The sequence below is a fragment of the Pseudomonas sp. ES1 genome (genome assembly GCF_050586605.1).
Classification (GTDB): Bacteria; Pseudomonadota; Gammaproteobacteria; order Pseudomonadales; family Pseudomonadaceae; genus Aquipseudomonas; species Aquipseudomonas sichuanensis.
Genome location: NZ_JBOBDM010000053.1, coordinates 1 through 26,117 on the forward strand (window position 1 = coordinate 1; position 26,117 = coordinate 26,117).

The window sequence follows — 26,117 nt, forward strand, 5'->3', positions numbered from 1 at the left end:
AGCAAGCTCAGCGTGGTCTACAGCTACGACGCCCTGGGCCGCCGCCTGCATAAACACTCGAGCGCACGCTATCAGGACGATTCCCGTTCGGGCAGCGGCTGGAACCGGATGCAGCGGGCCAAGCGCCAGCGTGAACTGGGGTGTGGCTACACCCTGTATGGCTGGGATGGCGACACCCTCGCCTGGGAAAGCTCGCCGCCGCAAGACGAAGGCGAGACCGGACGGACCGTGCACTACCTGTACGAGCCGGGCAGTTTTGTGCCGGTGGTCCAGGCACTGCGCAAGGCGCCGATTCGCCTGCTACGCCAGCCGGACTGGAGCAGTCGGGAATACGACTTCGATCAGGACCCGTTGTGGCACACCGAGGTCAAGGCGCAGCCGTTCGATTTGATTGCTTGGTACCAGTGCGATCACCTCGGTACACCGATGGAGCTCACCGACCACAACGGTGAGGTGGCGTGGACGGCGCAGTACAAGGCTTGGGGTGAAGCACGCGAGGCGCGTTCGGAGTGGGCCAGGCAGGTCGGGATGACTAACCCGATTCGATTCCAGGGCCAGTACCACGATCACGAGACGGGGCTGCATTACAACCGCTATCGGTACTATGATCCGAGGGTTGGGCGGTTTATCAACCAGGACCTGATCAGTTACGCAGGGGGTATAAATCTCTATTCCTATGGAGATAACCCAGTTTATTGGTCTGATCCGTTAGGGCTGGCTGGGAACCCCGCGACTGCTACCCACATAACCTATAGAGGCCTAGATGCTGAAACTGGCAAACCTTACCTTGGATATGCCAGCATGCAAGGCCAACAGTCTCCAGAGAAGGTGTTGAATTACCGATACAGTAGCTTTGACAGGTTCGGTGGCAATGCACCTGAAATCCTATACAGCGATTATGGACAGCAGGGGAAGGACACTGCCCGAGGTCTGGAGCAGCGCTACTACGAAAGTTACGAGAGCGTGAAAAAAGGCTCTACAGCGAATAGACAGAACCCGGTTGGCGCGCAGAACCAAAGGCGAGATGAGTACCTAGCCGCTGCAGACTTGCACCTATCGGGTGCTTCGAAAGGTTGTCCTATTTAAGGTGGAGGAATGAGCGTGGGAAAGCGAATTACTTGGAGAGACGGTGATTTCATTGTTCTCAAGCTGAGAGACGATCTTTTTACTGCCGCTCGTATGGAAAGGCAGGCGGAAATGTGTTTTTTCAATATTTTTCAATCTCACGATGATTGGAGCAATGTTGATTGGGATGGCGTTCTACCAATATTTCATGGATTTGTTGGGTCAGTTGTATTAAAGCGGCTTGGTTACAGAAAGCTTGATGTGACCGGCTCGATTTTAGGATTCCGCCCCCAGGACCTTTGGATCAAATCATATTCCATCTTTGATCCTGGGCATTTTGAGGGCGACATTGAATCGTTCCCGATGCTAGGGGGGAGACTGATTGACTTAAGAGGCGGCATGTTTGATACGAATAGCGCACCTGTTGTTAAGCATGACCTGAAAGTCTTGCAGGACAGGCAACAGATCGAAAAGTATGAGCTTGTGAATATGTGGGGAGATCTAGATCTTACAGATCGCCTTATCCGCTATCACGAGACTGGCATTAATAGAGATGATCTTAAGTTTGAAGTATTCCCGGGACTTTGGGATGACAGGGAAAAATTGCGCCCACTAACAAGAAGATTGCCTGTTCCATTTCGTTAGATATTTACATCTGAGATGAATCTGAAAATGGTAGGCGGCAGTAAAGTTATGTAACCTTCACAAGCCGAGTTGTAACTTTTTCGTAGTTTTGCCATTGATCGATCAAGGCCGTGGGCAACGTGGTCAAGAGCAAGGAACGCCAGGTGCTCGACTGCAGCGTGCCTAGCGCCAGCGCGAACGGGGCTGTAGCTACACCCTGTACGGTTGGGACGGCGAGACCCTCGCCTGGAAAAGCTCGCCGCCGCAGGATGACGGCGAGACCGGGCGCACCGTGCACTACCCGTACGAGCCGGGCAGTTTTGTGCCGGTGGTCCAGGCACTGCGCAAGGCGCCGATTCGCCTGCTACGCCAGCCGGACTGGAGCGGTCGGGAATACGATTTCGATCAGGACCCGTTGTGGCACACCGAGGTCAAGGCGCAGCCGTTCGATTTGATTGCTTGGTACCAGTGCGATCACCTCGGTACACCGATGGAACTCACCGACCACAACGGTGAGGTGGCGTGGACGGCGCAGTACAAGGCTTGGGGTGAAGCACGCGAGGCGCGTTCGGAGTGGGCCAGGCAGGTCAGGATGACCAACCCGATTCGATTCCAGGGCCAGTACCACGATTACGAGACCGGGCTGCATTACAACCGCTATCGGTACTATGATCCGAAGGTTGGGCGATTTGTAAGTCAAGATCCAATTAGCTACGCGGGTGGGATTAACCTCTATAGCTACGTGGATAACCCAACGGAATGGTTTGACCCGTTGGGACTTGCTAGAAAAAGTGCACACGGGAGCAGGCCTGGTAAAGATTTCACTAAGGCTGGAAAGAGTGACGTAAAGCAAGAAAATATTGACCGCCACGGCAGATTGACTTGTGAAAACTGCAATGTTCAGGCAGTCAATGCAATCAGACACGAACGTGGCGTGCGACCTCCTGAAAATGAGGCACATGTTGATCATGTAATTCCAAAATCGAAAAGTGGTTCTGGAACACCAGAAAATGGACAGGTTCTATGCAGGGTCTGTAATATTGAAAAAGCGACTCTTGTGACTTCTAGGTGATAACAACGGAAAAAGTCTTTATCGAGTTGGAGATTGCTGATGACTACCCCCCTGTAGGAGTGGAAAGTGTATGAGCGGAAAAATTAGATGAGAACATCTATAAAATAAAAAACATACCCTTCTACTCTAAGGAAATTTGCCTGAACGATGAAGTTATAACTTCAAGGGGCAGTAATGGTGAGGCGTTTTTTACCGACGTCATTGGTGACGAAGGAAATAGCACGATAAGGATAATATTTTTTGATGATAGTGAAGACTTGTCAGAGTTGGTCATGGCGGAAATTTTGAGCATGGGCTGCTCTTGGGAAGGTATGAGTAAAAAGTTTTTCTCTGTAAATATCCCTACCAATGTTGATTTTGATGCCATTTCTGGATATCTAGAGAAAAAAAGCGAAGCAGGGATATTGAATTATGACTATGGCATGATGCGTCAATAGTTATAGTTTTTTCTGGCGAGGCAGATGTGTTCCAAGCAGTGCTGGCTTTAAACTTACTGGAGGCGGTGCTCCATCATTTTGTAAGGCTTGGCTGAGTCTGGCGTTTGGCGAAGAGGCAAACGCGATGCAATCTCTTTGCCCGCACGCTGCATTTATCTAATCGTACTGTGGTTCAGTACTTTGCACTCAGGACGATCCCCGTTCAGGCAGCGGCTGGAACCGAATGCAGCGGCCCAAACGCCAACGTGAACTGGGGTGTGGGCGTCGATACCTTCGCCTTCGACCCGGCCGGCAACCTGCTGGACGACAACGCCCAGCAGCTCAACCGCCCGCTGGAACACGACCCACGCCGCAACAAGCGCATGGACAACCTGCTGCGCGAGTACGCCGGCACCCACTATCAGTACGATGAGCGCGGCAACCTCGTCCACCGCCTGCTTAACGGCGACCCAGTCCCTGACAAGAGCAAGGCCAAAGCTCGCTAAATAAGCTCATCGCCCGCTATTAGAAAATGCCAGTTCAGCCCTCCCCCACTGCCGGATGCCAGTCAGATAAGGTTTCATCGCCACTAATGGGGCTGCTTTGCAGCCCTTCGCGGGTAAACCCGCTCCCACAGAACTTCTCGTATAAACCCTAGCCCGAGGATGCGCTACCACAGGGCAATGTCGTAAGTCAGGTAGATGCGGTTGCTGTCCCGACCACGGGCGAAGTCCGCCCGGTACACATAGTTGCGCAGCTTCACCCCCAGGCCTTTGAAGCTGCCCGACTGCACCACGTACGCCAGCTCCATGTCGCGCTCCCACTCGCTCAGGCCCGCCGTGCCGGAGCGGCCATTGTCGCCACTCAGGTAGCGGGTCATGAACGTCAGCCCCGGCACGCCGGCAGCGGCAAAGTTGTAGGCATAGCTGGCCATCCAGGTTTTCTCTTCTTCCTCGATGAACTTGCCGATGCCGACGTTGCTGAACGAATACACCGTCGCCCCGCTGACATAAGGCAGCCCTGCCTCGCCGTCGAGCACCTGGTAGCCCGCGCCCAGGGTGTGGCCGCTGTGGCTGTAGGCCAGCTGGCCGCTGAACATGTCGTTGTCGATGCGGCCACCGTAGGCCGCACCGCTGTCGTGGCTCTTGAAATAGCGCAGGTCGGTGGTCAGCACGCCGCCCGCCAGCGCCAGGTCATGCTGGACCCCGCCGAAGTCCTGGCGATAGAAGTGTTCCAGCTCGCCGTGGAAGTAGCTCAAGCGCAGCTGCTTGCTGACCGCGTACTCGGCGCCGGCGTAGGTGAAGTCACCCGATTCGCGACCGCCGTAGCCGTCGGCATACAGCCCGGTGCTGTCGGAAGAGTCGCGCTGTTTGAAGCGGTCGAGGTGGCCGGCGCTCAGGGTCAGGCCGCGGATGTCGGTGCTGACCAGCTGGGTGCCCTGATAGGTCTGCGGCAGCAGGCGGGCGTCGTTGTAGACCAGCACCGGGGTTTTGGGCAGCAAGCTGCCGTGCTTGACCACGGTGGCGCCCAGCCGGGCCTTGGCGGTGACCCCGGCACTGGCGAATTGGTCCGCCGCACGGCCATCGTCATGCACCGGCAGCAGGCCGGTGCCACTGCGCCCGCGCCCCGAATCGAGCTTGACCCCGACCAGTGCCAGGGCATCCACCCCCAGGCCCAGCGGGCCTTGGGTGAAACCGGACTGGTAGTCCAGCAGGAAACCCTGCGCCCATTCCACCCGCTCGCTCTTGGCGTTGGCGGCGGCGCGGGCGCTCAGGCCCTGCTCGTCGCGAAAGTTTTCGTTGAAGTACACATTGCGCAGCTGCAGCTTGAGGCTGGCGTCATCGATGAAACCGGCCGCCTGGGCCGTAGGCAAGGTGCAGAACAGCAGGCCGCAAGCGGCCCCACGCTGAAGGGCTCGTGTCATGTTCGGGGACTCTTTTATTGTTATTGGCGCGTAACCGGGCGGCCGCTCGGCCACCCGTCAGGGAGGGTCAGACGAAGAAGGACAGGGCCCCGGTCAGCAGGGCCAGCGCGGTGATCACCAGCGAAGTCAGCACCGCCCACTTCACCGTGGCTTTCTGGAACTCGCCGATGTCGCGGTCGACCATGCCGACCAGCAGCAAGGTGGACGCCACCAGCGGGCTCATCAGGTGCACCGGCTGCCCAAGCACCGAGGCGCGGGCGATCTCCACCGGGTCGATGCCATAGGCGGCGGCCGCGTTGGCCAGGATCGGCACCACGCCGAAGTAGTAGGCGTCGTTGGACAGCACGAAGGTCAGCGGCATGCTGGTGATCGCCACCACCAGCGGGAACCAGTGGCCCCAGGCTTCAGGGATCCAGTCGACCAGGGTCTGCGCCAGCGCATCGACCATCTTGGTGCCGGAGAAGATGCCGGCGAAAATACCGGCGGCGAACACCAGCAGCACCACGGTCATGGCGTTGCCGGAGTGCGCGAGGATGCGTTCTTTCTGCAGCTCGAGCTGCGGGTAGTTGATCATCAAGGCCGCGACGAAGCCGATCATGAACAGGATTGCCGCATGCATCAGGCCCATCACCAGCGCGACCATCACCGCGATCACCAGCACCAGGTTGACGTAGGCCAGGCGCGGGCGCTTGTGCGGAGTGTCTTCCAGGATCGCCTTGATGTAGCAGTTGCCGCCGCCGGATTCGAGCTTGATGTTACCGATGCGCTTGCGCTCGGCGCGGCCCAGCAGGAAGGCGGTGAACACCACCCAGGCCGCGCCGCCGACCATGGTCGGCAGCATCGGGATGAAGTACTCGCTGGCATCCAGGCCCAGGGCGGCGATGGCCCGGGTGGCCGGCCCGCCCCACGGGCTCAGGCCGCTCATGATGCTCAGCGACAGCATGGCGATGGTCGCCAGGATCATCGGGTTCATGCCGATGCGCTTGTACAGCGGCAGCATGGCGGCGCAGGTGATCATGTAGGTGGTGGTGCCGTCGCCGTCGAGGGCCACCAGCAGCGACAGCAACGCGGTGCCCATGGCGATCTTGATCGGGTCGCCGTTGACCCGCTTGAGGATCTTGCGGATCAGCGGGTCGAACAGCCCGGCATCGATCATCAGGCCGAAGAACAGGATGGCGAACAGCAGCAGGGCGGCGGACGGCGCGACCGTTTTCAGGCCGTCGAGCATCATCTTGCCAAGGTCCGGGGCAAAGCCACCGATCACGGCGAAGACAATGGGCACTACGGTGAGCGCAACGATCGGCGACAGGCGTTTGCTCATGATCAGGTAGGTGAAGGTCACCACCATGACCAGGCCAAGCAATGCGAGCATGGGAATATTCTCTTGTTTTTATGAGGTGTGGCCGCCGCGAGCGCGAACGGCCCCTGCCCCACCCGCGCCTCGCGGCGCTGGGTGGAAGTTTATGTCATTGAGTGCTTGTAAGCGGGTGGGCTAGCTGTGCTGGCGCGGCTCACCGGCCGGCCAGTGGGCTGGGCTGTCAGCGCTGGCGGCGGGCTGCGGGCCTTCGGCCAGGGTGCGCATCAGCGTCTGCCGGTCACAGGCGTTTTCCGACAGCGAGATCACCACCGTGGCTACCGCGTTGCTGGCCAGGCTGGTCAGCGCCCGCGCCTCGGACATGAAGCGGTCGACACCGATCAGCAGCGCCAGCCCCGCCAGCGGGATGTCGTGAATCACGGTCAGGGTCGAGGCCAGCGCAACGAAGCCGCTGCCGGTCACCCCCGCCGCGCCCTTGGACGACAGCAACATGATTGCCAGCATGGTCAGGGTCTGGCCCAGGGTCAGGTCGATGTTGCAGGCCTGGGCGATGAACACCGCAGCCAGCGACAGGTAGATGGCCGTGCCGTCGAGGTTGAACGAATAGCCGGTGGGCAGCACCAGCCCTACCACGCCCTTCTTGCAGCCCAGGGCTTCCAGCTTCTGCAGCATGCGCGGCAGCACCGGCTCGGTGGACGAAGTACCGAGCACCACCAGGAACTCTTCGCGCAGGTAGCGCAGCAGCTTCCACAGGCTGAAGCCATTGGCCCGGCACACCCCGCCAAGCACCACCAGCACGAAGAAGGCGCAGGCGATGTACAGGGTCATGACCAGCTTGGCCAGCGCGCCGAGCGAGCTGATGCCGTACTGCCCCACGGTGAACGCCAGGGCGCCGAAGGCACCCACCGGGGCGAAGCGCATCAGGTAGCCGAAGATCTTGAAGACCATCTGCGATGCTGATTCCAGCACATTAAGCACCGGCTGGCCGCGCTCTCCCATGGCCGACAGGGCAAAACCGCACAGCACGGCGAGGAACAGCACCGGCAGCACTTCGCCTTTGTTGAAGGCGCCGATGAAGGTGTCGGGGATGATGTGCATGAAGAAGTCGACCACACCCAGCTTGGCCGCCGAGTCGGTGTACTGGCTCAGGCCTTGGGTGCTGAGGGTCGACGGGTCGATATTCATGCCCTCGCCCGGGCGGAAGATATGCACCGCCGCCAGGCCGATCGCCAGGCTGATCACGGTCAGCACCAGGAACAGCAACAGCGTCTTGCTCATCAGCCGGCCCAGCGAGCGCCGATCGCTCATGCCGGCGATGCCGGTGACGATGGTGCAGAACACCACCGGTGCGATCATCATCTTGATCAGCTTGATGAAGGCATCGCCCAGCGGCTTCAGGGCGACTGCCTGTTGCGCCCAGAAGTGCCCGACCACCACGCCCAGCAGGACGGCGCAGAGGATCTGGAAGTACAGCGATTTGACCAGTTTCATGAGGCATCACCCATTGTTGGATTTGTGCGGATGCGCTGTGTCGTCCTTGGGTACAGCGGCTCAGCCAGCCAGCCGCCGTGCCGTTGGCGCGTAGACGAAACCTGAGAACAGCCGGCGGGCGGTACGCACCACGGACGCCTGGATCGTCTTGCCACCCGGCCCGCTGCGCGTAAGCGCCACATCAATGCCGCCGCTGGGGTGCTCGAGGCGCACTTGCTGCAGGCCTTGGGCCGCATCGCCAAGCAGGTTAATGGTGACGGTGCCGGGGCTGACGCAGGCGGTCGCCAGCCCGATTGCTCCGGTGATGGCCAGCGCCCGGTGGCAGTTGTGCGGCATGAAGTAGCGCACCTGCAGCGTGCCGCCGAACTTCGCCGGGCTGACCAGCACCGGCTTGGGGATGACCATGCCGCTGACATCGCCCAGGCCCATGGCTCGCCCGGCTTTGAGGCGCAGCGCTTCCAGGCGTTTGAGCAGGCGGCTGTCGGCATCCAGCTCGGCGGGGCTTTCGCCGCCGTCCAGGCCCAGCTGGCTGGCCTCGACGATCATCATCGGCATGGCCATGTCGATGCAGGTCACTGGCACGCCGTCGATCACATCGCAGGCTTGGCCGGTGGGGAACAGCTGCCCGGTCTTGCTGCCGACCGCGTCGAGGAAGGTCAGGTGGATCGGCGCCGCCGTGCCCGGCACGCCATCGATGGCCGTGCGGCCTTCGTAACGGACGATGCCGTTGGGCGTCTCGACCAGGGAATTGACGAAGGTGTTGGTGTTGAGATTGCGGATGCGCACCAGGGTCTTGCCCTCGACGGCCTTGACTAGGCCCTGCTCGATGGCGAACGGGCCCACGGCGCAGAGCATGTTGCCGCAGTTGGGCGCGGTGTCCACGCGGCGCTGGGCCACCATCACCTGGACGAACAGGTAGTCGACATCGGCGTCGGCGTGCAGCGACGGGCTGACGATCGCCACCTTGCTGGTCTGCGGGCTGCCACCACCGATGCCGTCGATTTCCAGCTCGTGGCCGGAGCCCATCAGGCGCAGCAGCACTTCATCACGCTCGACCACATTGGTAGGCAGATCCCAGGCATGGAAGATGGGGCCTTTGGAGGTGCCGCCGCGCATGAGCACACAGGGGATTCGTTGCATGTCTAGTGACTCTTGTTGATCAATCGGCTGAATTGATGTTGTGATCGAAAGAGTGACAGGCATGGATAAATCAATCCAATGCAAAGATCGTAGCTATTATTGCGTTTGGCAAATCAATCAAACGTTGCTGTTGATCCCGTGTGAAACCCCTGTTTTGTGTGACGAGCACTGGCCTCATCGCCGGCAAGCCGGCTCCCACAGGGTTAGCGCATTGCTTGAGCTGGCGCGATCCATGTGGGAGCCGGCTTGCCGGCGATGGGCTGCAAAGCAGCCCTGATCGCTATATCAAGAACTAAACCGAGAGTCGCCATGGAATACGAGCTCCAAGACATCAGATCTTTCGTGAAAATCGCCGAACTGGGCAGCTTCCACGAGGCCGCGGAAGTGCTGCACCTGTCGCAGCCGGCGCTGAGCAGGCGTATCAAGAAGCTCGAAGAGGGCCTGGGCACGCCGCTGCTCGAACGCACCACCCGGCGCGTCAGCCTGACCAGCGTCGGCCGAGATTTTTTGCCCAAGGCACGCCGCCTGCTCGATGATTTCGAGGACTCGATCCTGAGCATCCGCGAGCTGGCCGAGCGCCAGAGCGGCCAGGTCACCCTCGCCTGCATCCCCACGGCGGCCTTCTACTTCCTGCCCTCGGTGATCCGCCTGTACAACCAGCAGTACCCGAAGATCCGCATCCGCCTGCTCGACCTCAGCGCCAACGACGGCCTGGAGGCGGTGCTGCGCGGCGAAGCGGACTTCGGCATCAACATGATGAGCGGCCAGCACTCGGACATCGAGTTCGTCTCGCTGGTGCAGGAGCCGTTCGTCCTGGCCTGCCGGCGCGACCATGAACTGGCATCGCGCAAAGCGGTGACCTGGTCGGAACTGGCCGACTACCGGCTGATCGGTGTTGGCCGCCTGAGCGGCAACCGCATGCTGCTGGACCACGCATTGAGCGGGCTGAGCCTCAGGCCCAAATGGTTCTACGAGGTGCAGCACCTGTCCACGTCGCTGGGGATGGTCGAGGCCGGGCTGGGGGTTTCGGCCATGCCCAGCCTGGCGATGCCCGGGCCCGACCACCCGACCCTGGTCAGCGTCCCGCTCACCGAGCCGGAGGTCACCCGCACCCTGGGCCTGGTGTACCGGCGCGGCGCCTCGCTGTCGCCGGCGGCGGAAAAGTTCGTGGCGATACTGCTGGAGAAGTGGCGCAGCGGCTGAGCCTTTACAGCTCCAGTGCGCCCCTGAGCAAGGCCGCAAGCTTGGGCCCGGCCTCGGCGCCCTGCCCCTCCAGCAGCGCCAACGGGATGCCCTGCAACAGCGAGGCAAACTCGGCCAGGCCGTCGCCCAGCAACGCCATCGGGCAGGCGACCTCCATCTGCAGGCTACGCAAGCGCGTGGCCAGGGCTGGGCTGATCGGGCCCTGCACCTTGATCACCAGTGCCGCCGGGCGCATGGCCACGCACAGCAGCGGCAGCTCGTCCAGCGGCTGGCCGTTGCCGAGCACGTCGATACGCTGCTGTTCCCCCCCTAGCAACAGGGCGCTGCACAGCAGTTCCAACTCACTGACACCACCGACTGCGCTCAACAGCACGCGCGGGGCGGCGGCCTGGTTCAGTTGCAGGCGCAGTAACAGCCGGGCGCGCAGGAATGTATCGAGGAACAGCCACTGGCTGCGCTGGCCGAACGCCGTGCCAGCGGCCAACTGGCGCCACACCGGCATCAGCACTTCGCGCAGCGCGACAGTTTTGGGGAACAAGGTGAACACCTGGCCATGCAGCGCTTCGAGCGCCTGCCCATCGAAGGCCTGGGTGGCACGCAACACGGCAGCGCGCCAGTCGTCGAAGGCCTCGCTGCCCTGCTCGACCGCCCGGCCCCCCTGCTCGTGCTGACGGGCCAGCAATTCGCCGACCTTGCTGATCGGCAGACCGCTGCCCGTCCAGTGCAAGATGTCGCGGATGCGCTGCACATCCTCGGGCGTGTACAGGCGATGGCCGCCTTCGGTGCGCTGGGGGCTGATCAGCCCGTGGCGGCGCTCCCAGGCGCGCAGGGTCACCGGGTTGATGCCGGTCAGGCTCACCACATCGCGCATGGGCAGCAAATCAGGGGAAATCGCTTCGGTCATCGGGCACGTGGGGGTCTAGGGGCCGGGGACGCCATTCTAAACCCATCCCCCGCCTTTTGCGCCGAGCGTTCGTGCGTCATCATGGCGGCCAGCGCGCACGCCACCATTACCCGAGGTTCACATGATCGACGCAAAGCTGCTGCAACTGATGGTCGAGACCTCCAACGACGGCATCGTCGTCGCCGAACAGGAAGGCAGCGACAGCATCCTGATCTACGCCAACCCGGCATTCGAACGCCTGACCGGCTATGCCGTCGACGACATCCTCTACCAGGACTGCCGCTTCCTGCAGGGCCAGGACCATGACCAGCCGGGGCTTGCGAAGATCCGCGAGGCGATCCGCGACGGCCGCCCTTGCCGCGAAGTGCTGCGCAACTACCGCAAGGACGGCAGCCTGTTCTGGAACGAGCTGTCGATCACCCCGGTGCACAATGAGGCCGACCAGCTGACCTATTTCATCGGCATTCAGCGTGACGTCAGTGCTCAGGTATCCGCCGAGCAGAAAGTCCGCGAGCTGGAAGCCGAGGTGGCGCAGTTGCGTCAGCAGTTGGCCACCAGCAACCACTGATGTACACGCCTGTGGGAGCGGGCTCCTCTAAAACTGTACAAGAAGGTTGACTTGTACAGTTTTAGACATAGGCTTCAGGTATACCTGTACAAAAATCGTTCCGTGTACAGGATTGCCTGGAGCCGCGCATGTCCGACTACCTGCAAACCTTCGCCGAACGCTTTGCCGGCTTGAACGCTGGCAACCTGCAGCGCCTCGACGAGCTGTACAGCGAAGCAGTGACCTTCCGCGACCCCCTGCACCAGATCGACGGCCTGCCTGCCCTGCGTGCCTACTTCGCCACGCTGTACGCCAACGTGCAGGACATCCGCTACGATTTCCACGGCGCCGACCAGGTACAGCCGGGCCACGGCTACTTGCGTTGGACCCTGCATTTTTGCCACCCGCGCCTGGCCGGCGGCAGGGCGATCAGCCTTGACGGCTGCAGCCACCTGCGCTGGCGCGAGCACGTCGAATTTCACCAGGACTACTTCGATGCCGGCGCGCTGCTGTACGAGCACGTGCCCGTGGTCGGTGGGCTGATCGGCTGGCTCAAGGGCCGGCTGGCATGAGCCGCTGCTGGTTGACCGGCGCCAGCAGCGGTATCGGCGCCGCCCTGGCGCTGCGCTTGCTGGAACAAGGCCATCAGGTCGCGCTGGGTGGCCGCCAGGCTGGCAGCTTGCAAGCGCTGGCCGAGCGCTTTGCAGGCCAGACGCTATTGGCCGTCGGTGATATCAGCGAGGCGCCGCAAGTGGCGCAGATCGCCGTGGATATCGAGCAGCACTGGGGCGCCCTCGATCTGGTGATCCTCAACGCCGGCACCTGCGAGTACCTGGAGCCCGGCCACTTCGACCCGGCCCTGGTCGAACGGGTGATGCGCACCAACCTGCTGGGCCTGTGCCACTGCATCCAGGCCGCCCTGCCCCTGCTACGGCGCGGCCAGCGGCCACATCTGGTGGTGGTGGGCAGTTCGGTGAGCTGGCTGGCGCTGCCACGGGCCGGTGCCTACGGCGCGTCCAAGGCGGCGGTGCGCTACCTGGTCGAGTCGCTGCGCATCGACCTGATCAACGAAGGCATCGATGTCACCCTGGTCAGCCCCGGCTTCGTCGATACGCCGCTGACCCGGCGCAACGATTTCGCCATGCCGCAAATGTGGAGTGCCGAGCACGCCGCCCGGTATATCGCCGCACGCCTGGCGCAGCGGCCACTGGAGATCAACTTCCCCGGCCTGTTCACCTGCGTGTTGCGCCTGCTCGGCGCGCTGCCGGTGCGCTGGCGCCTGAAGCTGGGCCAGCGCATGGCCCGCCGTGAACAGGGGTAGCCGACCATGCGGATCGCCATCATCGGCAGCGGCATCGCCGGCCTGACCTGCGCCCACCTGCTGTCGCGCCGGCACCAAGTCACGGTGTTCGAGGCCGCCGACTGGATCGGTGGCCACACCCACACCGTCGATGTGCAGTGGCGCGGCCAGCACTATGCCGTGGACACCGGGTTCATCGTGTTCAACGACTGGACCTACCCCAGCTTCATCCGCCTGCTGGGCTATCTGGGGGTGGCCTCACGGCCCACGCAGATGAGCTTTTCAGTGCACGACCCAGTGACCGGCTGCGAGTACAACGGCCACACCCTCGACAGCCTTTTCGCTCAACGTCGCAACCTGCTGTCACCGGGCTTCTGGGGCATGCTGCGGGACATTTTGCGCTTCAACCGCCAGGCCCTCGCCGACCTGGACAACCAGCGCATCGAAGCCACCACCACCCTTGGCGACTACCTGCGCACGCAGCGCTACGGCCAGCGTTTCATCGACCACTACATCGTGCCCATGGGGTCGGCGATCTGGTCGATGTCACGCAGCGACATGCTGGGCTTCCCACTGCAGTTCTTCGTGCGCTTTTGCCGCAACCACGGCTTGCTGTCGGTCAGCCACCGCCCGCAATGGCGGGTGGTCGAAGGCGGTTCGCGCAGTTACCTGGCGCCGCTGTGCCGGCCGTTCGCAGAGCGCATTCGCCTGAACTGCGCGGTCAGCCGGGTCTGCCGTGACGAGAGCGGCGTAACGCTGAACAGCACGGCCGGCAGCGAACGGTTCGACAGCGTGGTGTTCGCCTGCCACAGCGACCAGGCCCTGGCGCTGCTGGAGGCCCCCAGCGCCGAGGAACGCGCGGTGCTCGGCGCCATCCGCTACGCCAGCAACGATGTGCTGCTGCACACCGACACCCGCCTGCTGCCAAGGCGGCGCAAGACCTGGGCCAGCTGGAACTACCGCCTGGGTGGCAGCGAACAGGCCCCCGCCGCGCTGACCTACGACATGAACATCCTGCAGGGCATCGAGGCACCGGTGACGTTCTGCGTAAGCCTGAACCAGACCGCCCTGGTGGACCCGGCGCAGATCCTCGCCCGCTTCCAGTACGCCCACCCGCAATACAGCCTGGCGGCGCTGGCCGCCCAAGCCCGCCAAGGCGAGTTGCAGGGGCGCCAGCACAGCTATTACTGCGGTGCCTACTGGGCCAACGGCTTTCACGAGGACGGCGTGGTCAGCGCGCTGCAAGTGGCCGAACATTTTGGAGAGCGCCTGTGAACAGCAGCCTGTGCCGCGGCTGGGTCAGCCACCGGCGCCTGACCCCGCGCCCGCATGCCTTTCGCTACCGCATCGGCATGCTCTACCTGGACCTGGCCGAACAGCCCTGGCTGCTCGGCCTGTCGCGCTGGCTCGGGCACTCGCGCCTGGCCCCGCTTTGCTGGCGTGAAAGCGACTACCTGCCGGCCCTCACCCGCAGCGGCATGCCGCTGGCCCAGGCCGCCCGCCAGCTGGTCGGCCAGGCTACCGGGCAGGCACCCGAGGGCGCCGTGCACCTGCTCACCCAGCCACGCTGCTGGGGGTTGTCGTTCAACCCGGTGAGTTTCTACTTCTGCCATGACCGCGAGGGCCAGCTCGCGGCGATCCTGCTGGAGGTGCGCAACACCCCTTGGCGCGAACGCTTCCACTACGTGCTGCCGGTGCAGCCAGGCCAGCCCAGGCAGTTCTGCGTGGCCAAGGCCTTCCATGTGTCGCCGTTCATGCCGCTGGACATGGAGTACCGCCTGCGCTTTTTCCTTGATGCCCAGCGGCTGCGCATCCACATGGAAAACAGCCGCGAAGGCCAGCCGGTGTTTGCCGCCGACCTGGCCCTGGAGCGCCGGGTGCTGAACCGCAGCACCTTGCACCAGCACCTGCTGGCCTTCCCGTGGATGAGCCTGCGCACGCTGTCGGCCATCTACTGGCAAGCCCTGCGCCTGCTGTTCAAGCGCACGCCCATCCACGATCACCGCGCAAGCCAGGGCAACCTGCGCCTTGGCCAGACCACCTGCGAGGAGCCCAAACATGCCCGAACCCACGTTGAGCGTTAGCAAATCGGCGGGCCTGACACCGCTGCTCGGTGGCCTGGTCAGGAGCGCGGTGCTGGCCCAGCTACGCCGGATCAGCCGCGGCCAGTTGCGGCTGATCGGCAATGACCAGCAATGGACCTTCGGCGAAACCGGCAGCGCGCTGTACGCCGAAGTCGAGATCCTGGACGAGGCCGCCTGGGGCATGGTTGCCGGCAATGGCTCGATTGGCGCCGGCGAAGCCTATATCCACGGTTACTGGCGCAGCCCTGACCTGGCGGCAGTGACCCGTCTGTTCGTCGCCAACCTCGACGTACTCGATGCCATGGAACGCGGACTGGCGCGCTTCGGCCGCCCGGCCCTGCGCCTGCTGCACAGTCTGAACCGCAACAGCCGGCGCGGCGCGCGGCGCAATATCCTGGCCCATTACGACCTGGGCAATGCCCTGTTCGAACGCTTGCTCGACCCGACCATGATGTATTCCGCGGCGCAGTTCGACAGCGCCGAGCAAAGCCTGGAACAGGCGCAGTTGAACAAGCTCGAACGCATCTGCCAGAAGCTCGAGCTCAAGCCCCACGACCACTTGCTGGAGATCGGCACGGGCTGGGGCAGCCTGGCCATCCACGCCGCCACCCGCCATGGTTGCCGGGTCACCACCACCACGCTGTCGCAGGCGCAGTACAGCCATACCCTGCAGCGGGTCAAGGCGCTGGGCCTGGAGCGGCGCATCAGCGTGCTGTGCGAGGACTACCGAGACCTGCGCGGGCGCTTCGACAAGCTGGTGTCGATCGAGATGATCGAGGCCGTGGGCCACCGCTACCTGCCAGCCTATTTCCGCCAGTGCGCCGCGCTGCTCAAGGACGACGGCCTGATGCTGCTGCAGGCCATCACCATCCGCGACCAGCGCTACGCCCAGGCGCGCCGTTCGGTGGACTTCATCCAGCGTTACATCTTCCCCGGCGGCGCCTTGCCCTCGCTCAGCGTGCTGCTCGACACCGCCAGCCGGCAGACCGCGTTGAACCTGCTGCACATGGAGGACTTCGGCCAGGACTATGCACGCACCCTGCGCCACTGGCGCGACAACCTGCGCCAGGCGCGCGCGGCGCTCAGCGAAATGGGTTACGACGACACTTTCCAGCGGCTGTGGGAGTTCTACTTGTGCTACTGCCAGGGCGGCTTCGAGGAGCGGGTCATCGGTGTGGCGCAATTGCTCTGGGCCACACCCCAGGCACGCCGGGCACCGCTGCCGGGCGCCTGAGCATGCCCCGCGCCTGGCTGCTGGGCAATGCGCTGTGGCTGCAGGTTGGCTGGTGGGCTTGCGTGTTCGGTGCAACGCGGCCCTGGCTGTTGCTGCTGGTGCCTGCCGGGCTGGCGCTGCACCTGCGCTATTGCCACGACCGCGTGGGCGAGGCACGGGCGCTGTTGCGCGTGACGCTTGCCGGTTGCCTGCTCGACAGCCTGCTGGGCGCACTGGGGCTCTTCAGCTTTACGCAATGGCCGCTACCCGGCTGGCTGGCCTTGCTGTGGCTGGTGCTGGCCAGCGGCTTGCGCCACAGCCTGGCCTGGGCCGCGCGACCGGCCTGGCGCGGGGTGCTGCTGGGTTTGCTGGGCGGCCCGCCGGCCTATCTGGCCGGTGCGCAGCTTGCGGGCGTCGGCCTGCCGCTGGGCTCACTCGCTACGGCCCTGGTGCTGGCGCCACTATGGGCGCTCGCCTTGCCGCTGGCCTTGCGCCTGGCCGCGTGGCGCTGAGCGACGGCAGCGCTCGGAGCAGTAGCGCACCTGCTGCCAACAACGCGCCCAGCGCTTGCGCCAGGTGAACGGCCGGCCGCAGGCCGCGCAGACTTTGCTCGGCAACAGGCTTTTGTTCATCCGCCGGCCTGGGGCAAACGCCGGAAGAACAAGGTGATCTGCCCGATCTCCACGCCGAACTTGCGCATGCTCGAGCGGTTGATCAGGGTGTCTTCATCCATCAGGTACATCCAGTCGTCCAGGTCCACCTGCCAGTGGCTGCCATCCACCGGCAGATCCAGGCGGTATTGCCAGCGCAGCGCATTGCCCGCTACCTCGCCACGGGCCTCGCCGATCACGTCCCCTGCCCGTCCGCGCCAGCGCCCGGGGCCTTCGGGAGTGAGCGTCCAGGTGCGCTGCTGGCGGGTGCCGTCGCTGTAGACAAAGTGCTCGTCGAGGATCAGCCGCTCGCCTTCACGGCGGCTGTCGATGCGCACGTGGAAGCGCTTGACCACTTCGCCGTTGCGTTTCTGGAACATGCCCCAGGCTTCTACCGGTTTGGCAAAGAACGCCGCCAGGTCCAGGCCCGGTTGCTGCCCGCGGTAATGTTCGACGCCGACATTGCCGCAACTGCCGAGCAGCAGGCAGGCAAGCACGAGTACAAGGTTACGCATGGTCAGCCTCCGCGATCTTCTTCAGCCAGCCCGAGCAGGCGTTGGCGCAACTGTGGGTCTCGGGCTCGCGGGTCCAGCCAGATGGCGAAGAACGCCTGGGCGAAGGCCGGGTCGGCGACCTCGGCGCGCAGTTGGCCATCGACATAGAAGCGGCAGCCCTGCCCGGGCAGGTAGAGCCCGGTGATGCGCATGCCCGGGCGCACGTCGACGAACGCGGCGCGCATGCTGTGTGCCCAGCGCTCGAGGGTTTGCGGGCTCGGCGGCTGCGTGGCCAGGCGGCGCATTTCGGTGAGGCTGGCGTCGACCAGGGTGTCGCGGGACAGTGCCCGGTGGTAGCGCAGTTCGAGGGCGAAGGGTTCATCCCAGCTTTGCGGCGAACCGGCACTGAACAGGCGGGCGCTGTACAGGCGCAGGCCGAACCAGCTGAAGTCGCCGCTGCCGGTCAGGTGGACCTGTGGCAGGGTGGTGCGCCAGTCTGCGCAGGCGGGCTGGGACAGGGCCATGGCCAGGAGGATGGCCAGGGTAATCAGCGTTTGCCTTGCGGGGCTGGGGGCCATTTAGCGAACACCCGGGCGTGTGCGGATACTGTACAAGTATATTTTTTGTATAGATATTCCCAGGTGAAATCTTGCTTTTGTATAGATTTTTGGGTGAGAGCCAGGCTTGGGGCCTAGTGGCCGTGTGACGCCCAAGGGCCTGTCTTGAAATCGCATGTGGGCCATCAGGTGCATGGCGACAGATTTGCAGCGCCTATGAGATCGAGCGCCGCCCGCGCGGCGCATCGCTGGCAAGCCAGCTCCCACATCTGTTTCGGGCCAATCATGCCTGTGAAGGTACCGCTGCACGCCTTGGTGCATGTCTCAAGTCGGGTGAAGCGCCAGTAGTGCCCACCTCAATACCGCGTCGTACCAACAAGGCGGACAGCGATGAAATCACAGGAGTGACTGGCCCGAAACAGATGTGGGAGCTGGCTTGCCAGCGATGCGCCGCGCGGGCGGCGCTCGATCTCACAGGCGCTGCAAAACCATCGCCATGCACCTGGTGGCCTTCGCCCAATATCCTGGCAGGCACCTTGTGTGCCCTCACCCACTCTCCCGCCATGCACCTACCCAGACATGAACGAATCTTCATCTTCGCTGTGCGCCCCTGCCAGCAGGGCTCCACGCCCCTCCCCGGCGCTGCACGCCAGCCCCCGCCTTGAGCCCCGCCGCACGCCCGCGTAGCATCGCCGCCCCGCACGTACCGCCCTGACCGACCCGCCACTGCCCATGCCACAACCCATCCCCCTCAAGGACCACGAAACCGAAAAGCACCTGGTCAACCGCCGGTTGCTGGCCTGTGCCCTACTGGTGTTCAGCCTGGTGGCGGTGCTGGTGGGCCGCCTCTATGTGCTGCAGGTGGTGCAGCATGACCAGCAGACCGCAGTGTCGGAAAACAACCGCGTGCACGTGCTGCCGATCCCGCCCGAGCGCGGGCTGATCTATGACCGCAATGGCGTGGTCCTGGCCGACAACAAACCCAGCTTCAATCTGACCATGACCCGCGAGCGGGCCGGTGATTCGGCCAAGGTGCTCGACGCCCTGGCACAGGTTCTGTCCCTCGGCGAAGACGACCGCCACCAGTTCGACAAGGACTTGCGCCGTGGCCGCAAGCCCTTCGAACCAGTCACCCTGATGGTCGGCCTGAGCGAGGAACAGATTGCCCTGATCGCCGTCAACCAGTTCCGCCTGCCGGGGCTGGAGGTGGAGCCGCAGTTCATCCGCGAGTACCCGCTGGCCGAGCACTTCGCCCATTCGGTGGGCTATGTCGGGCGGATCAACGAGAAGGAAGCCAAAACCCTCGACAGCACCGAATACCGGGGCACCCAGTCGATCGGCAAGACCGGCGTCGAGCGCTTCTACGAACACGAACTGCACGGCCAGGTGGGTTACGAAGAGGTCGAGACCAACGCCCAGGGCCGGGTGATGCGCGTGCTGCGCCACCACGACCCGGTGCCGGGCAAGTCCATCGTGCTGAGCCTGGACGCCCACCTGCAGCAGGCCGCGGAAAAAGCCCTGGGTGACCGACGTGGCGCGGTGGTGGTGCTGGACCCGGCCAACGGCGACGTGCTGGCGATGGTCAGCAACCCCAGCTTCGACCCCAACCTGTTCGTCAAGGGCATCAGCTCCAAGCAGTACTCGGCACTGCGCGATTCGATCGACCGGCCATTGTTCAACCGCGTGCTGCGCGGCCTGTATGCCCCCGGCTCGACGGTCAAGCCGGAAGTGGCCATCGCCGGCCTCGACAGCGGCGTGATCACCCCCGGTAGCCGGGTGTTCGACCCCGGTTACTACGAACTGCCCAACTACGACCACAAGTACCGCAACTGGAACCACAGCGGCGATGGCTGGGTGGACATGTACACCGCGATCATGCGCTCCAACGACACCTACTTCTACGACCTGGCGCACAAGCTGGGCATCGACCGGCTGCATGACTACATGGCCGAATTCGGCCTGGGCCAGAAGGTCTCGCTGGACATGTTCGAGGAAGCCCCCGGGCTGATGCCGTCGCAAGCCTGGAAACGCGCCACCCGCCGCCAGGCCTGGTTCCCCGGCGAAACGCTGATCCTTGGCATCGGCCAGGGCTACATGCAGGTCACCCCGCTGCAACTGGCCCAGGCCACCAGCCTGCTGGCCAGCAAGGGTGCCTGGCACCGCCCGCACCTGGCGATGACCGTCGGCGGCCAGGCCCCCATCGACCCCAACCCGATGCCGGACATCGTGCTGCACGACAAGCGCGCCTGGGACCAGGTCAACCAGGGCATGCAAATGGTCATGCACGATGCCCGCGGCATCGCCCGCGCCGCCGCCGCCGGGGCCCAGTACCGCATCGCCGGCAAGAGCGGCACCGCGCAGGTGGTGGCGATCAAGCAGGGCGAACGCTACAACCGCAACAAGACCCTGGAACGCCACCGCGACAATGCCCTGTTCGTCGGTTTCGCCCCGGCCGACCACCCGGCCGTGGTGGTGGCGGTGATGATCGAGAACGGCGAGGCCGGTGGGCGGGTGGCGGGGCCGGTGGTGCGCGAGGTGATGGATGCCTACCTGCTGGATGATCAAGGGCACCTGAAGGCGCAGTACGCAGGCGGTACTGGGCAAGCGGTTGTGCCTCATACCTAGGCCTTCAGGCTTACCCCCGTGCAGGAGCGCCCCGGCAACACCGCTCCTACAAGGGATGCCTTCCTGCGTATAATCGGCGCTTTTTCCGACGTCGATCTACCTCCATGAAAAGACTGTTGTACGCAGCATCCCTGTGCCTCGCCCTCATCCCCCCCGCCTTCGCCACCCCGCCGGCAACCTTCACCGAAGCCAAGGTCATCGCCAAGCAGAAGATCTACCTCGACCAGGCCAACAGCGCCCAGGGCGACCTGTACTGTGGCTGCAAATGGACCTGGGTCGGCAAGTCGGGCGGGCGCGTCGACCCGGCCTCCTGCGGTTATGAAACCCGCAAGCAGCAGAGCCGCGCCGAGCGCACCGAGTGGGAACACATCGTCCCGGCCTGGACCTTCGGCCACCAGCGCCAGTGCTGGCAGAACGGCGGCCGCGAAGCCTGCGTCGACAAGGACCCGGTGTTCCGCGCCATGGAGGCCGACCTGTTCAACCTCTACCCGGCCGTGGGCGAAGTGAACGGTGACCGCAGCAACTTCAACTACGGCATGGCCGCAGGCGTTGCCCCGCAGTACGGCCAGTGCACGACGAAAATCGACTTCCAGCAGAAAGCCGCCGAACCGCGTAACGAAGTCAAAGGCCTGGTGGCGCGCACCACCTTCTACATGTTCGATCGCTACCAGCTGAGCATGTCGCGCCAACAACAGCAGTTGCTGATGGCGTGGGACAAGCAGTACCCGGTTACCCCCTGGGAGAAGGAACGCGACCGTCGCATCGCGGCGGTGATGGGGCATTCCAATCCGTTCGTGACCGGTGAGCGCAGCTGGACACCGGGTTACAAACCAGCGGGTGCCGCCCCGGTGGTGAACGCCGCCGCGCAACCTGCCAAGCCCAGCCCGGCCAGCACGGCGGCGCACGGTGCCGTGCTGGGCAACCGCAACAGCCAGGTCTACCACCTGGCCAGCGGCTGCCCGGGTTATGCGCAGGTGGCGGCGAAGAACCAGGTGGCATTCGACTCCGAAGCCGCGGCGCAGGCGGCCGGCTACCGCAAAGCCGGTAACTGCAAGTAGCACCTGCGCGGGCTCCCGGCACATCGACCGCCGGGAGCCTGCAGCGGTTTCAGCTTGACGTTTACGTCAAGCTCACTTTAGGTTAACGCTGATCCCACCCCCCGAGCATCAGCATGACCAGCCAGACCTACAGCATCTCCGACCTGTCCCGCGAGCTGGACATCACCACCCGCGCCATCCGCTTCTACGAGGAGCAGGGCCTGCTCAGCCCCGAGCGCCGCGGCCTGGAGCGCATCTACTCGGCCCGCGACAAGGTCACCCTCAAGCTGATCCTGCGCGGCAAGCGCATCGGCTTCTCGCTGGCCGAGTGCCGCGAGCTGATCGAGCTGTACGACCCCACGGGCGGCAACCTCAAGCAGCTCAACAGCATGCTCGGCAAGATCGCCGAACGGCGTGCCCAGCTGGAGCAGCAGATGCTCGACATCCAGCAGATGCACCTGGAGCTGGACACTGCCCAGGAACGCTGCGAGCAGGCCCTGGCCGCCACCTTGAACCAGCAGCCCCACAACCGTTGACCTGCCACAGGAAGCCCGCCATGTCATTGCCCAAGAACGTCCGCCTGGTCGAAGTCGGCCCCCGCGACGGCCTGCAGAACGAAGCCCAGCCCATCAGTGTCGCCGACAAGGTGCGGCTGGTGGACGACCTTACCGACGCTGGCCTCGCCTACATCGAAGTAGGCAGCTTCGTCTCGCCCAAGTGGGTACCGCAGATGGCCGGCTCCGCCGAGGTGTTCGCCGGTATCCAGCAACGTGCCGACGTGACCTACGCCGCGCTGGCGCCCAACCTGCGTGGTTTCGAGGATGCCTTGGCGGCGGGGGTGAAGGAGGTGGCGGTGTTTGCGGCGGCGTCCGAAGCCTTCTCCCAGCGCAACATCAACTGCTCGATCAGCGACAGCCTCAAGCGCTTCGAGCCAATCATCGAAGCTGCCCAAGCGCAGGGGGTGCGGGTGCGCGGTTACGTGTCCTGCGTGCTGGGTTGCCCTTATGAAGGGCGGATCAGCGCCGAGCAGGTCGCGCCGGTGGCCCGTGCCCTGCACGAGATGGGCTGTTACGAGGTGTCGCTGGGCGACACCATCGGCAGCGGCACTGCCGGCGACACTCGCCGGTTGTTCGAGGTGGTTTCAAGGCAAGTGCCACGCGAACAACTTGCCGGGCACTTCCACGACACCTACGGCCAGGCCCTGGCCAACGTGTATGCCAGCCTGCTCGAAGGCATCGCGGTGTTCGACAGCTCGGTCGCAGGCCTGGGTGGCTGCCCCTACGCCAAGGGCGCCACTGGCAACGTTGCCAGCGAAGACGTGCTGTACCTGCTGCAGGGCCTGGGCATTGAAACCGGCATAGACCTCGACCGCCTGATCGCCGCAGGCCTGCGTATCAGTGAGGTACTGGGCCGCGCTACCGGTTCGCGGGTGGCACGGGCACGCAGCGCGGGCTGAGTCACACCGGTGTCACATAAGTGTGGGTGGAGTGTTACCGCCCACACCGCCGGCAGCAAAAAATCGGGTAACAGGGAAACAAATCGACAAAATTTCAGGTGCCAGGATTTCTCTAAAATCTTCAAGCCATTGATTTTAAAGGGTTTTAAAAAGTTGGCACGGCACCTGCTATATCTCAGGCACAACAAGAACAAAAAAAAGCGACATCTAATAAAAACAACATGAAACGGTTCTGACATAACAAGAACAACACGGCAGAAGCGTAGCAAGCAGATTTTTTTGGAGTCGACGTGCTTTCCAGGGAAGCTTTCGCAGAAAAGCCCCGCAGCCTGACACAGAACAATAAAACTACCTGAAGGTAGCGACAGTCACGGTTGGATCACACACGTTGCATGAACGCAGGTCAGCGCTCAAAAAAATACGTTTGCTCTTGGCCCCGGGTAGGGGCCCCGCAGTACCGAGACAAAAGCCGACAAAAACAACAACAGGCCCGTCTCCAATAATAAGAAAAGAGCAGGCAACAACGCTTATGAGGGGAGCTTCGGCTCCCCTCAGTGCTTCCTGCCCTCCTCCTCGCTTTTCTCCTCGCTCCCGCCCTCCACCTTGTCCACCAGCAGCGGCATCGTGCCCAGCACCAACAGCGCCAGCACCGTGCTGAGCAGCGCCGTGGCCTCGCGCCCCATGCCGGCGGCCGTGCCGATGGCCGCGGTCATCCACAGCCCGGCGGCGGTGGTCAGGCCCTTCACATGGCTGGTGTCCTGGCCGTGGCCCTTGAGGATGGTGCCTGCACCGAGAAAGCCGATACCCGCGACAATGCCCTGGATCACCCGGCTCAGCGCCTGTTCGTCGGCCCCGGCCATGCTCGGGGCCAGCACGAACAGCGCCGCGCCCAGGGATACCAGCATATGCGTGCGCACCCCGGCCGCCTTGCCTTTGCTTTCGCGTTCGAAGCCCAGCACCGCGCCCAGCAGCGCCGCCATCAGCAGGCGTACGAGGATGCGGGTGATCTCCTGTTCGTCTGTAATGTCGGCGAACTCAGACTGAATGGTCGAGAGGATCGTTTCCATCGGATGTACTCCTGCACTTGTCCCGCGACAAGGCCCTTACTGAAGCTGACCGCCCCCTCCCCCAGGAGTGCCACCGGGCATAAAGTTGCAGCATCCACGCCCGGCCTGTGGTCACACCCTGTAACCGCCCCAGGAGGACGCCACCATGCCCATCGAAGTCGACGAAACCACCCGCCACTGCACCTTGATCGGCGACCACATCCGCCTGGAAGGCACCGGCCCCGAGATCGAGATCGTCACCGACGAACAGCTGCGCATGTCGGTGGCCATCCTGGCCGGCGAACGCGTGCCCATCACCGAAGCCGAGGCCGACGCACTCACCGTCGCAGGTGCGGTGGATAGCCGCAGGCATCTGAAGGCCAGCGTCCCAGGCTCGGTAATCTAGGGCCCCGGGGCTTCAAAGGAGAATCTGATACGGTTTTTATCGCCATAGCTGAGTCTGTGCTGCAAACAGATCGGGGGCCATAGTGCCCGGGCCTGATCGAGGCCTGATGAGCGATGAACCATGAGTGACAGAATCCCCTTCCGAGTCATCGAGATTGCCCCCGCCGCCGTCAAAAAGAGCAAAAGCCAGCCGGACGGCGGCATCCACACCCGCAGCTTCAGCGGCTTCTACCGCAACCTGCGGATTACCTTTGCCGGTGCACTGTTCCTGCTGTTCTTCGGCACCGCCTGGCTGCAGTGGGACGACCGCCAAGCGGTGTTGTGGGACCTGGCCGACAGCAAGTTCCACATCTTTGGCGCGACGTTCTGGCCGCAGGATTTCATCCTGCTCTCGGCGCTGCTGATCATCTGCGCCTTCGGCCTGTTCGCCATCACCGTGTTCGCCGGCCGTGTGTGGTGTGGCTACAGCTGCCCCCAGAGCACCTGGACCTGGCTGTACATGTGGTGCGAAAAGGTCTGTGAAGGCGACCGCAACCAGCGCATCAAGCTGGCCGCCGCGCCCTGGGGTATCAACAAGCTCGCCCGGCGCAGCCTGAAGCACACATTGTGGCTGGCCATCGGCCTGCTCACCGGGCTGACCTTCGTCGGCTACTTCACCCCGATCCGCCCCCTGGCCGCCGAGCTGTTCAGCCTGCAGCTGAGCGGCGTGGCGCTGTTCTGGGTGCTGTTCTTCACCGGCGCCACCTACATCAATGCCGGCTGGCTGCGCGAGGCGGTGTGCATGCACATGTGCCCCTATGCGCGCTTCCAGGGCGTGATGTTCGACAAGGACACCCTGGCGGTGGCCTACGACCCAAGCCGCGGTGAAGCCCGTGGCCCGCGCAAGAAAGGCAGCATCCCCGGCGAGCAGGGCCTGGGCGACTGCATCGACTGCACCCTGTGCGTGCAGGTCTGCCCCACCGGCATCGATATCCGCGACGGCCTGCAGATGGGCTGCATCGGCTGCGCGGCGTGTATCGACGCCTGTGACGAGGTCATGGACAAGATGGGCTATGCCCGCGGCCTGATCGGCTACAAGTCCGAGCACAACCTGCAAGGTGGCACCACCCACTGGCTGCGCCCGCGCCTGCTGGGTTACGCCGCGGCGCTGGTGGTGATGATCGGCGCGCTGGTCATGGCCTTGCAACTGCGCCCCATGGTGTCGATGGACGTGATCAAGGACCGCGGCCTGTTCCGCGAGAACGCCCTGGGCCAGATCGAGAACATCTACCTGCTCAAGATCATCAACAAGACCAGCGAGCCGCAGCACTATCGCCTGCGCCTGGTCGACGCCGACGGTTTCGAGCTGCACGGGCGCACCGAGTTCAGCATCGCCGCCGGCGAGATGAGCGAGCTGCCCGTGTCGGTGGCGCTGCTGGCCGACCGCCCGAGCAGCAGCTCGCAGGAGCTGACCTTCGAGCTCCAGGACAGCGACCAGCCTGGGGTGCGCAGCATCGCCCACAGCCGCTTCGTCGCGCCGATGAACCGCTGATCCCTTACACTGCCCATG

General features: G+C 63.7%; 25 protein-coding genes and 4 pseudogenes. 20 read left to right on the forward strand and 9 right to left on the reverse strand.

What is annotated here, in order from left to right:
* The 6 genes and pseudogenes from ACQ4N9_RS20345 to ACQ4N9_RS20370 all read left to right on the forward strand — a co-directional run.
* On the forward strand, positions 1-1,086 hold a 1,086-nt coding region (locus ACQ4N9_RS20345), incomplete at its 5' end, for an RHS repeat-associated core domain-containing protein (RefSeq protein WP_430933581.1).
* A 9-nt stretch (positions 1,087-1,095) separates the two neighbouring features.
* Complete coding sequence (locus ACQ4N9_RS20350) at positions 1,096-1,710, forward strand: hypothetical protein (protein ID WP_390971196.1); 615 nt, start codon at positions 1,096-1,098, stop codon at positions 1,708-1,710.
* A 142-nt stretch (positions 1,711-1,852) separates the two neighbouring features.
* Positions 1,853-2,473, forward strand: a pseudogene (locus ACQ4N9_RS20355) (RHS repeat-associated core domain-containing protein); the annotation flags it as partial.
* A gap of 171 nt (positions 2,474-2,644) precedes the next feature.
* Positions 2,645-2,761, forward strand: a pseudogene (locus tag ACQ4N9_RS20360) (HNH endonuclease); the annotation flags it as partial.
* 86 nt (positions 2,762-2,847) lie between these two features.
* Positions 2,848-3,198, forward strand: a pseudogene (locus ACQ4N9_RS20365) (DUF4265 domain-containing protein); the annotation flags it as partial.
* A 257-nt stretch (positions 3,199-3,455) separates the two neighbouring features.
* Positions 3,456-3,644 (forward strand): annotated as a pseudogene (locus ACQ4N9_RS20370) (hypothetical protein); the annotation flags it as partial.
* Between the two features lie 203 nt (positions 3,645-3,847).
* On the opposite strand, the gene ACQ4N9_RS20375 reads toward ACQ4N9_RS20370, so the two are convergent.
* The 4 genes from ACQ4N9_RS20375 to ACQ4N9_RS20390 all read right to left on the reverse strand — a co-directional run bounded on the left by ACQ4N9_RS20375 (position 3,848) and on the right by ACQ4N9_RS20390 (position 9,047).
* On the reverse strand, positions 3,848-5,101 hold the full coding sequence (locus tag ACQ4N9_RS20375) for an OprD family porin (protein ID WP_390971194.1): 1,254 nt from the start codon (positions 5,099-5,101) through the stop codon (positions 3,848-3,850).
* A gap of 67 nt (positions 5,102-5,168) precedes the next feature.
* Complete coding sequence (locus ACQ4N9_RS20380) at positions 5,169-6,473, reverse strand: CitMHS family transporter (protein ID WP_110994842.1); 1,305 nt, start codon at positions 6,471-6,473, stop codon at positions 5,169-5,171.
* 120 nt (positions 6,474-6,593) lie between these two features.
* Positions 6,594-7,907 (reverse strand): dicarboxylate/amino acid:cation symporter, encoded by a 1,314-nt coding sequence (locus ACQ4N9_RS20385; RefSeq protein WP_390971192.1) that lies wholly within the window; start codon positions 7,905-7,907, stop codon positions 6,594-6,596.
* Positions 7,908-7,967: 60 nt separating this feature from the next.
* Complete coding sequence (locus tag ACQ4N9_RS20390; RefSeq protein WP_390971191.1) at positions 7,968-9,047, reverse strand: 4-oxalomesaconate tautomerase; 1,080 nt, start codon at positions 9,045-9,047, stop codon at positions 7,968-7,970.
* A 309-nt stretch (positions 9,048-9,356) separates the two neighbouring features.
* Between ACQ4N9_RS20390 and ACQ4N9_RS20395 the strand changes: the two genes are divergently transcribed.
* On the forward strand, positions 9,357-10,250 hold the full coding sequence (locus ACQ4N9_RS20395; RefSeq protein WP_110994839.1) for a LysR family transcriptional regulator: 894 nt from the start codon (positions 9,357-9,359) through the stop codon (positions 10,248-10,250).
* A gap of 4 nt (positions 10,251-10,254) precedes the next feature.
* Here ACQ4N9_RS20395 and ACQ4N9_RS20400 read toward each other — a convergent pair whose 3' ends face one another.
* Positions 10,255-11,154 (reverse strand): MerR family transcriptional regulator, encoded by a 900-nt coding sequence (locus ACQ4N9_RS20400; protein WP_390971188.1) that lies wholly within the window; start codon positions 11,152-11,154, stop codon positions 10,255-10,257.
* A gap of 121 nt (positions 11,155-11,275) precedes the next feature.
* Between ACQ4N9_RS20400 and ACQ4N9_RS20405 the strand changes: the two genes are divergently transcribed.
* The 7 genes from ACQ4N9_RS20405 to ACQ4N9_RS20435 all read left to right on the forward strand — a co-directional run bounded on the left by ACQ4N9_RS20405 (position 11,276) and on the right by ACQ4N9_RS20435 (position 16,810).
* Positions 11,276-11,722 (forward strand): PAS domain-containing protein, encoded by a 447-nt coding sequence (locus ACQ4N9_RS20405; protein ID WP_390971186.1) that lies wholly within the window; start codon positions 11,276-11,278, stop codon positions 11,720-11,722.
* Between the two features lie 128 nt (positions 11,723-11,850).
* Positions 11,851-12,273: a nuclear transport factor 2 family protein gene (locus ACQ4N9_RS20410; protein WP_390971184.1), complete on the forward strand. Its 423-nt coding sequence runs from the start codon at positions 11,851-11,853 to the stop codon at positions 12,271-12,273.
* Positions 12,270-13,022 carry an SDR family NAD(P)-dependent oxidoreductase gene (locus ACQ4N9_RS20415; protein WP_390971182.1) on the forward strand — a complete coding sequence of 251 codons (753 nt, stop codon included), beginning with the start codon at positions 12,270-12,272 and terminating at the stop codon, positions 13,020-13,022. Before ACQ4N9_RS20410 ends, ACQ4N9_RS20415 begins: the two co-directional genes overlap by 4 nt.
* A gap of 6 nt (positions 13,023-13,028) precedes the next feature.
* A complete protein-coding gene (locus tag ACQ4N9_RS20420) occupies positions 13,029-14,276 on the forward strand; it encodes an NAD(P)/FAD-dependent oxidoreductase (protein WP_390971180.1) in 1,248 nt (415 codons plus the stop codon).
* Complete coding sequence (locus ACQ4N9_RS20425; RefSeq protein ID WP_390971178.1) at positions 14,273-15,085, forward strand: DUF1365 domain-containing protein; 813 nt, start codon at positions 14,273-14,275, stop codon at positions 15,083-15,085. Before ACQ4N9_RS20420 ends, ACQ4N9_RS20425 begins: the two co-directional genes overlap by 4 nt.
* Complete coding sequence (locus tag ACQ4N9_RS20430; protein ID WP_390971176.1) at positions 15,060-16,319, forward strand: class I SAM-dependent methyltransferase; 1,260 nt, start codon at positions 15,060-15,062, stop codon at positions 16,317-16,319. Before ACQ4N9_RS20425 ends, ACQ4N9_RS20430 begins: the two co-directional genes overlap by 26 nt.
* 2 nt (positions 16,320-16,321) lie before the next feature.
* Positions 16,322-16,810 (forward strand): DUF2878 domain-containing protein, encoded by a 489-nt coding sequence (locus ACQ4N9_RS20435; protein ID WP_390971174.1) that lies wholly within the window; start codon positions 16,322-16,324, stop codon positions 16,808-16,810.
* Here the strand turns inward: ACQ4N9_RS20435 and ACQ4N9_RS20440 are convergent.
* The 3 genes from ACQ4N9_RS20440 to ACQ4N9_RS20450 are packed head-to-tail and all read right to left on the reverse strand — an operon-like array spanning position 16,760 to position 18,020.
* Positions 16,760-16,930 (reverse strand): DUF2256 domain-containing protein, encoded by a 171-nt coding sequence (locus tag ACQ4N9_RS20440; RefSeq protein ID WP_258706364.1) that lies wholly within the window; start codon positions 16,928-16,930, stop codon positions 16,760-16,762. The genes ACQ4N9_RS20435 and ACQ4N9_RS20440 overlap by 51 nt on opposite strands.
* On the reverse strand, positions 16,927-17,463 hold the full coding sequence (locus ACQ4N9_RS20445) for a DUF3833 domain-containing protein (protein WP_390971172.1): 537 nt from the start codon (positions 17,461-17,463) through the stop codon (positions 16,927-16,929). The genes ACQ4N9_RS20440 and ACQ4N9_RS20445 overlap by 4 nt, the downstream gene beginning before the upstream one ends.
* 2 nt (positions 17,464-17,465) lie before the next feature.
* On the reverse strand, positions 17,466-18,020 hold the full coding sequence (locus ACQ4N9_RS20450; RefSeq protein ID WP_390971170.1) for a chalcone isomerase family protein: 555 nt from the start codon (positions 18,018-18,020) through the stop codon (positions 17,466-17,468).
* Between the two features lie 711 nt (positions 18,021-18,731).
* Here ACQ4N9_RS20450 and mrdA point away from each other — a divergent pair.
* The 4 genes from mrdA to ACQ4N9_RS20470 all read left to right on the forward strand — a co-directional run bounded on the left by mrdA (position 18,732) and on the right by ACQ4N9_RS20470 (position 23,117).
* Positions 18,732-20,624, forward strand: coding sequence for a penicillin-binding protein 2 (mrdA, locus tag ACQ4N9_RS20455; protein ID WP_390971168.1), 1,893 nt, complete (start codon positions 18,732-18,734; stop codon positions 20,622-20,624).
* A gap of 104 nt (positions 20,625-20,728) precedes the next feature.
* Positions 20,729-21,682, forward strand: coding sequence for an endonuclease (locus ACQ4N9_RS20460; protein ID WP_390971166.1), 954 nt, complete (start codon positions 20,729-20,731; stop codon positions 21,680-21,682).
* A gap of 113 nt (positions 21,683-21,795) precedes the next feature.
* The gene (locus ACQ4N9_RS20465; protein ID WP_110994597.1) at positions 21,796-22,197 is read left to right on the forward strand and encodes a MerR family transcriptional regulator; all 402 of its coding nucleotides are present in this window, start codon (positions 21,796-21,798) and stop codon (positions 22,195-22,197) included.
* A gap of 20 nt (positions 22,198-22,217) precedes the next feature.
* A complete protein-coding gene (locus ACQ4N9_RS20470; RefSeq protein WP_390971164.1) occupies positions 22,218-23,117 on the forward strand; it encodes a hydroxymethylglutaryl-CoA lyase in 900 nt (299 codons plus the stop codon).
* A 551-nt stretch (positions 23,118-23,668) separates the two neighbouring features.
* On the opposite strand, the gene ACQ4N9_RS20475 is transcribed toward ACQ4N9_RS20470, so the two are convergent.
* Positions 23,669-24,184 carry an MgtC/SapB family protein gene (locus tag ACQ4N9_RS20475; protein ID WP_390971162.1) on the reverse strand — a complete coding sequence of 172 codons (516 nt, stop codon included), beginning with the start codon at positions 24,182-24,184 and terminating at the stop codon, positions 23,669-23,671.
* A 145-nt stretch (positions 24,185-24,329) separates the two neighbouring features.
* On the opposite strand from ACQ4N9_RS20475, the gene ACQ4N9_RS20480 reads away from it, so the two are divergent.
* Together ACQ4N9_RS20480 and ccoG are read left to right on the forward strand one after the other, a co-directional pair.
* Complete coding sequence (locus ACQ4N9_RS20480; protein WP_110994600.1) at positions 24,330-24,569, forward strand: DUF3203 family protein; 240 nt, start codon at positions 24,330-24,332, stop codon at positions 24,567-24,569.
* A 120-nt stretch (positions 24,570-24,689) separates the two neighbouring features.
* Complete coding sequence (ccoG, locus tag ACQ4N9_RS20485) at positions 24,690-26,099, forward strand: cytochrome c oxidase accessory protein CcoG (RefSeq protein ID WP_390971160.1); 1,410 nt, start codon at positions 24,690-24,692, stop codon at positions 26,097-26,099.
* Positions 26,100-26,117: the final 18 nt, after the last annotated feature.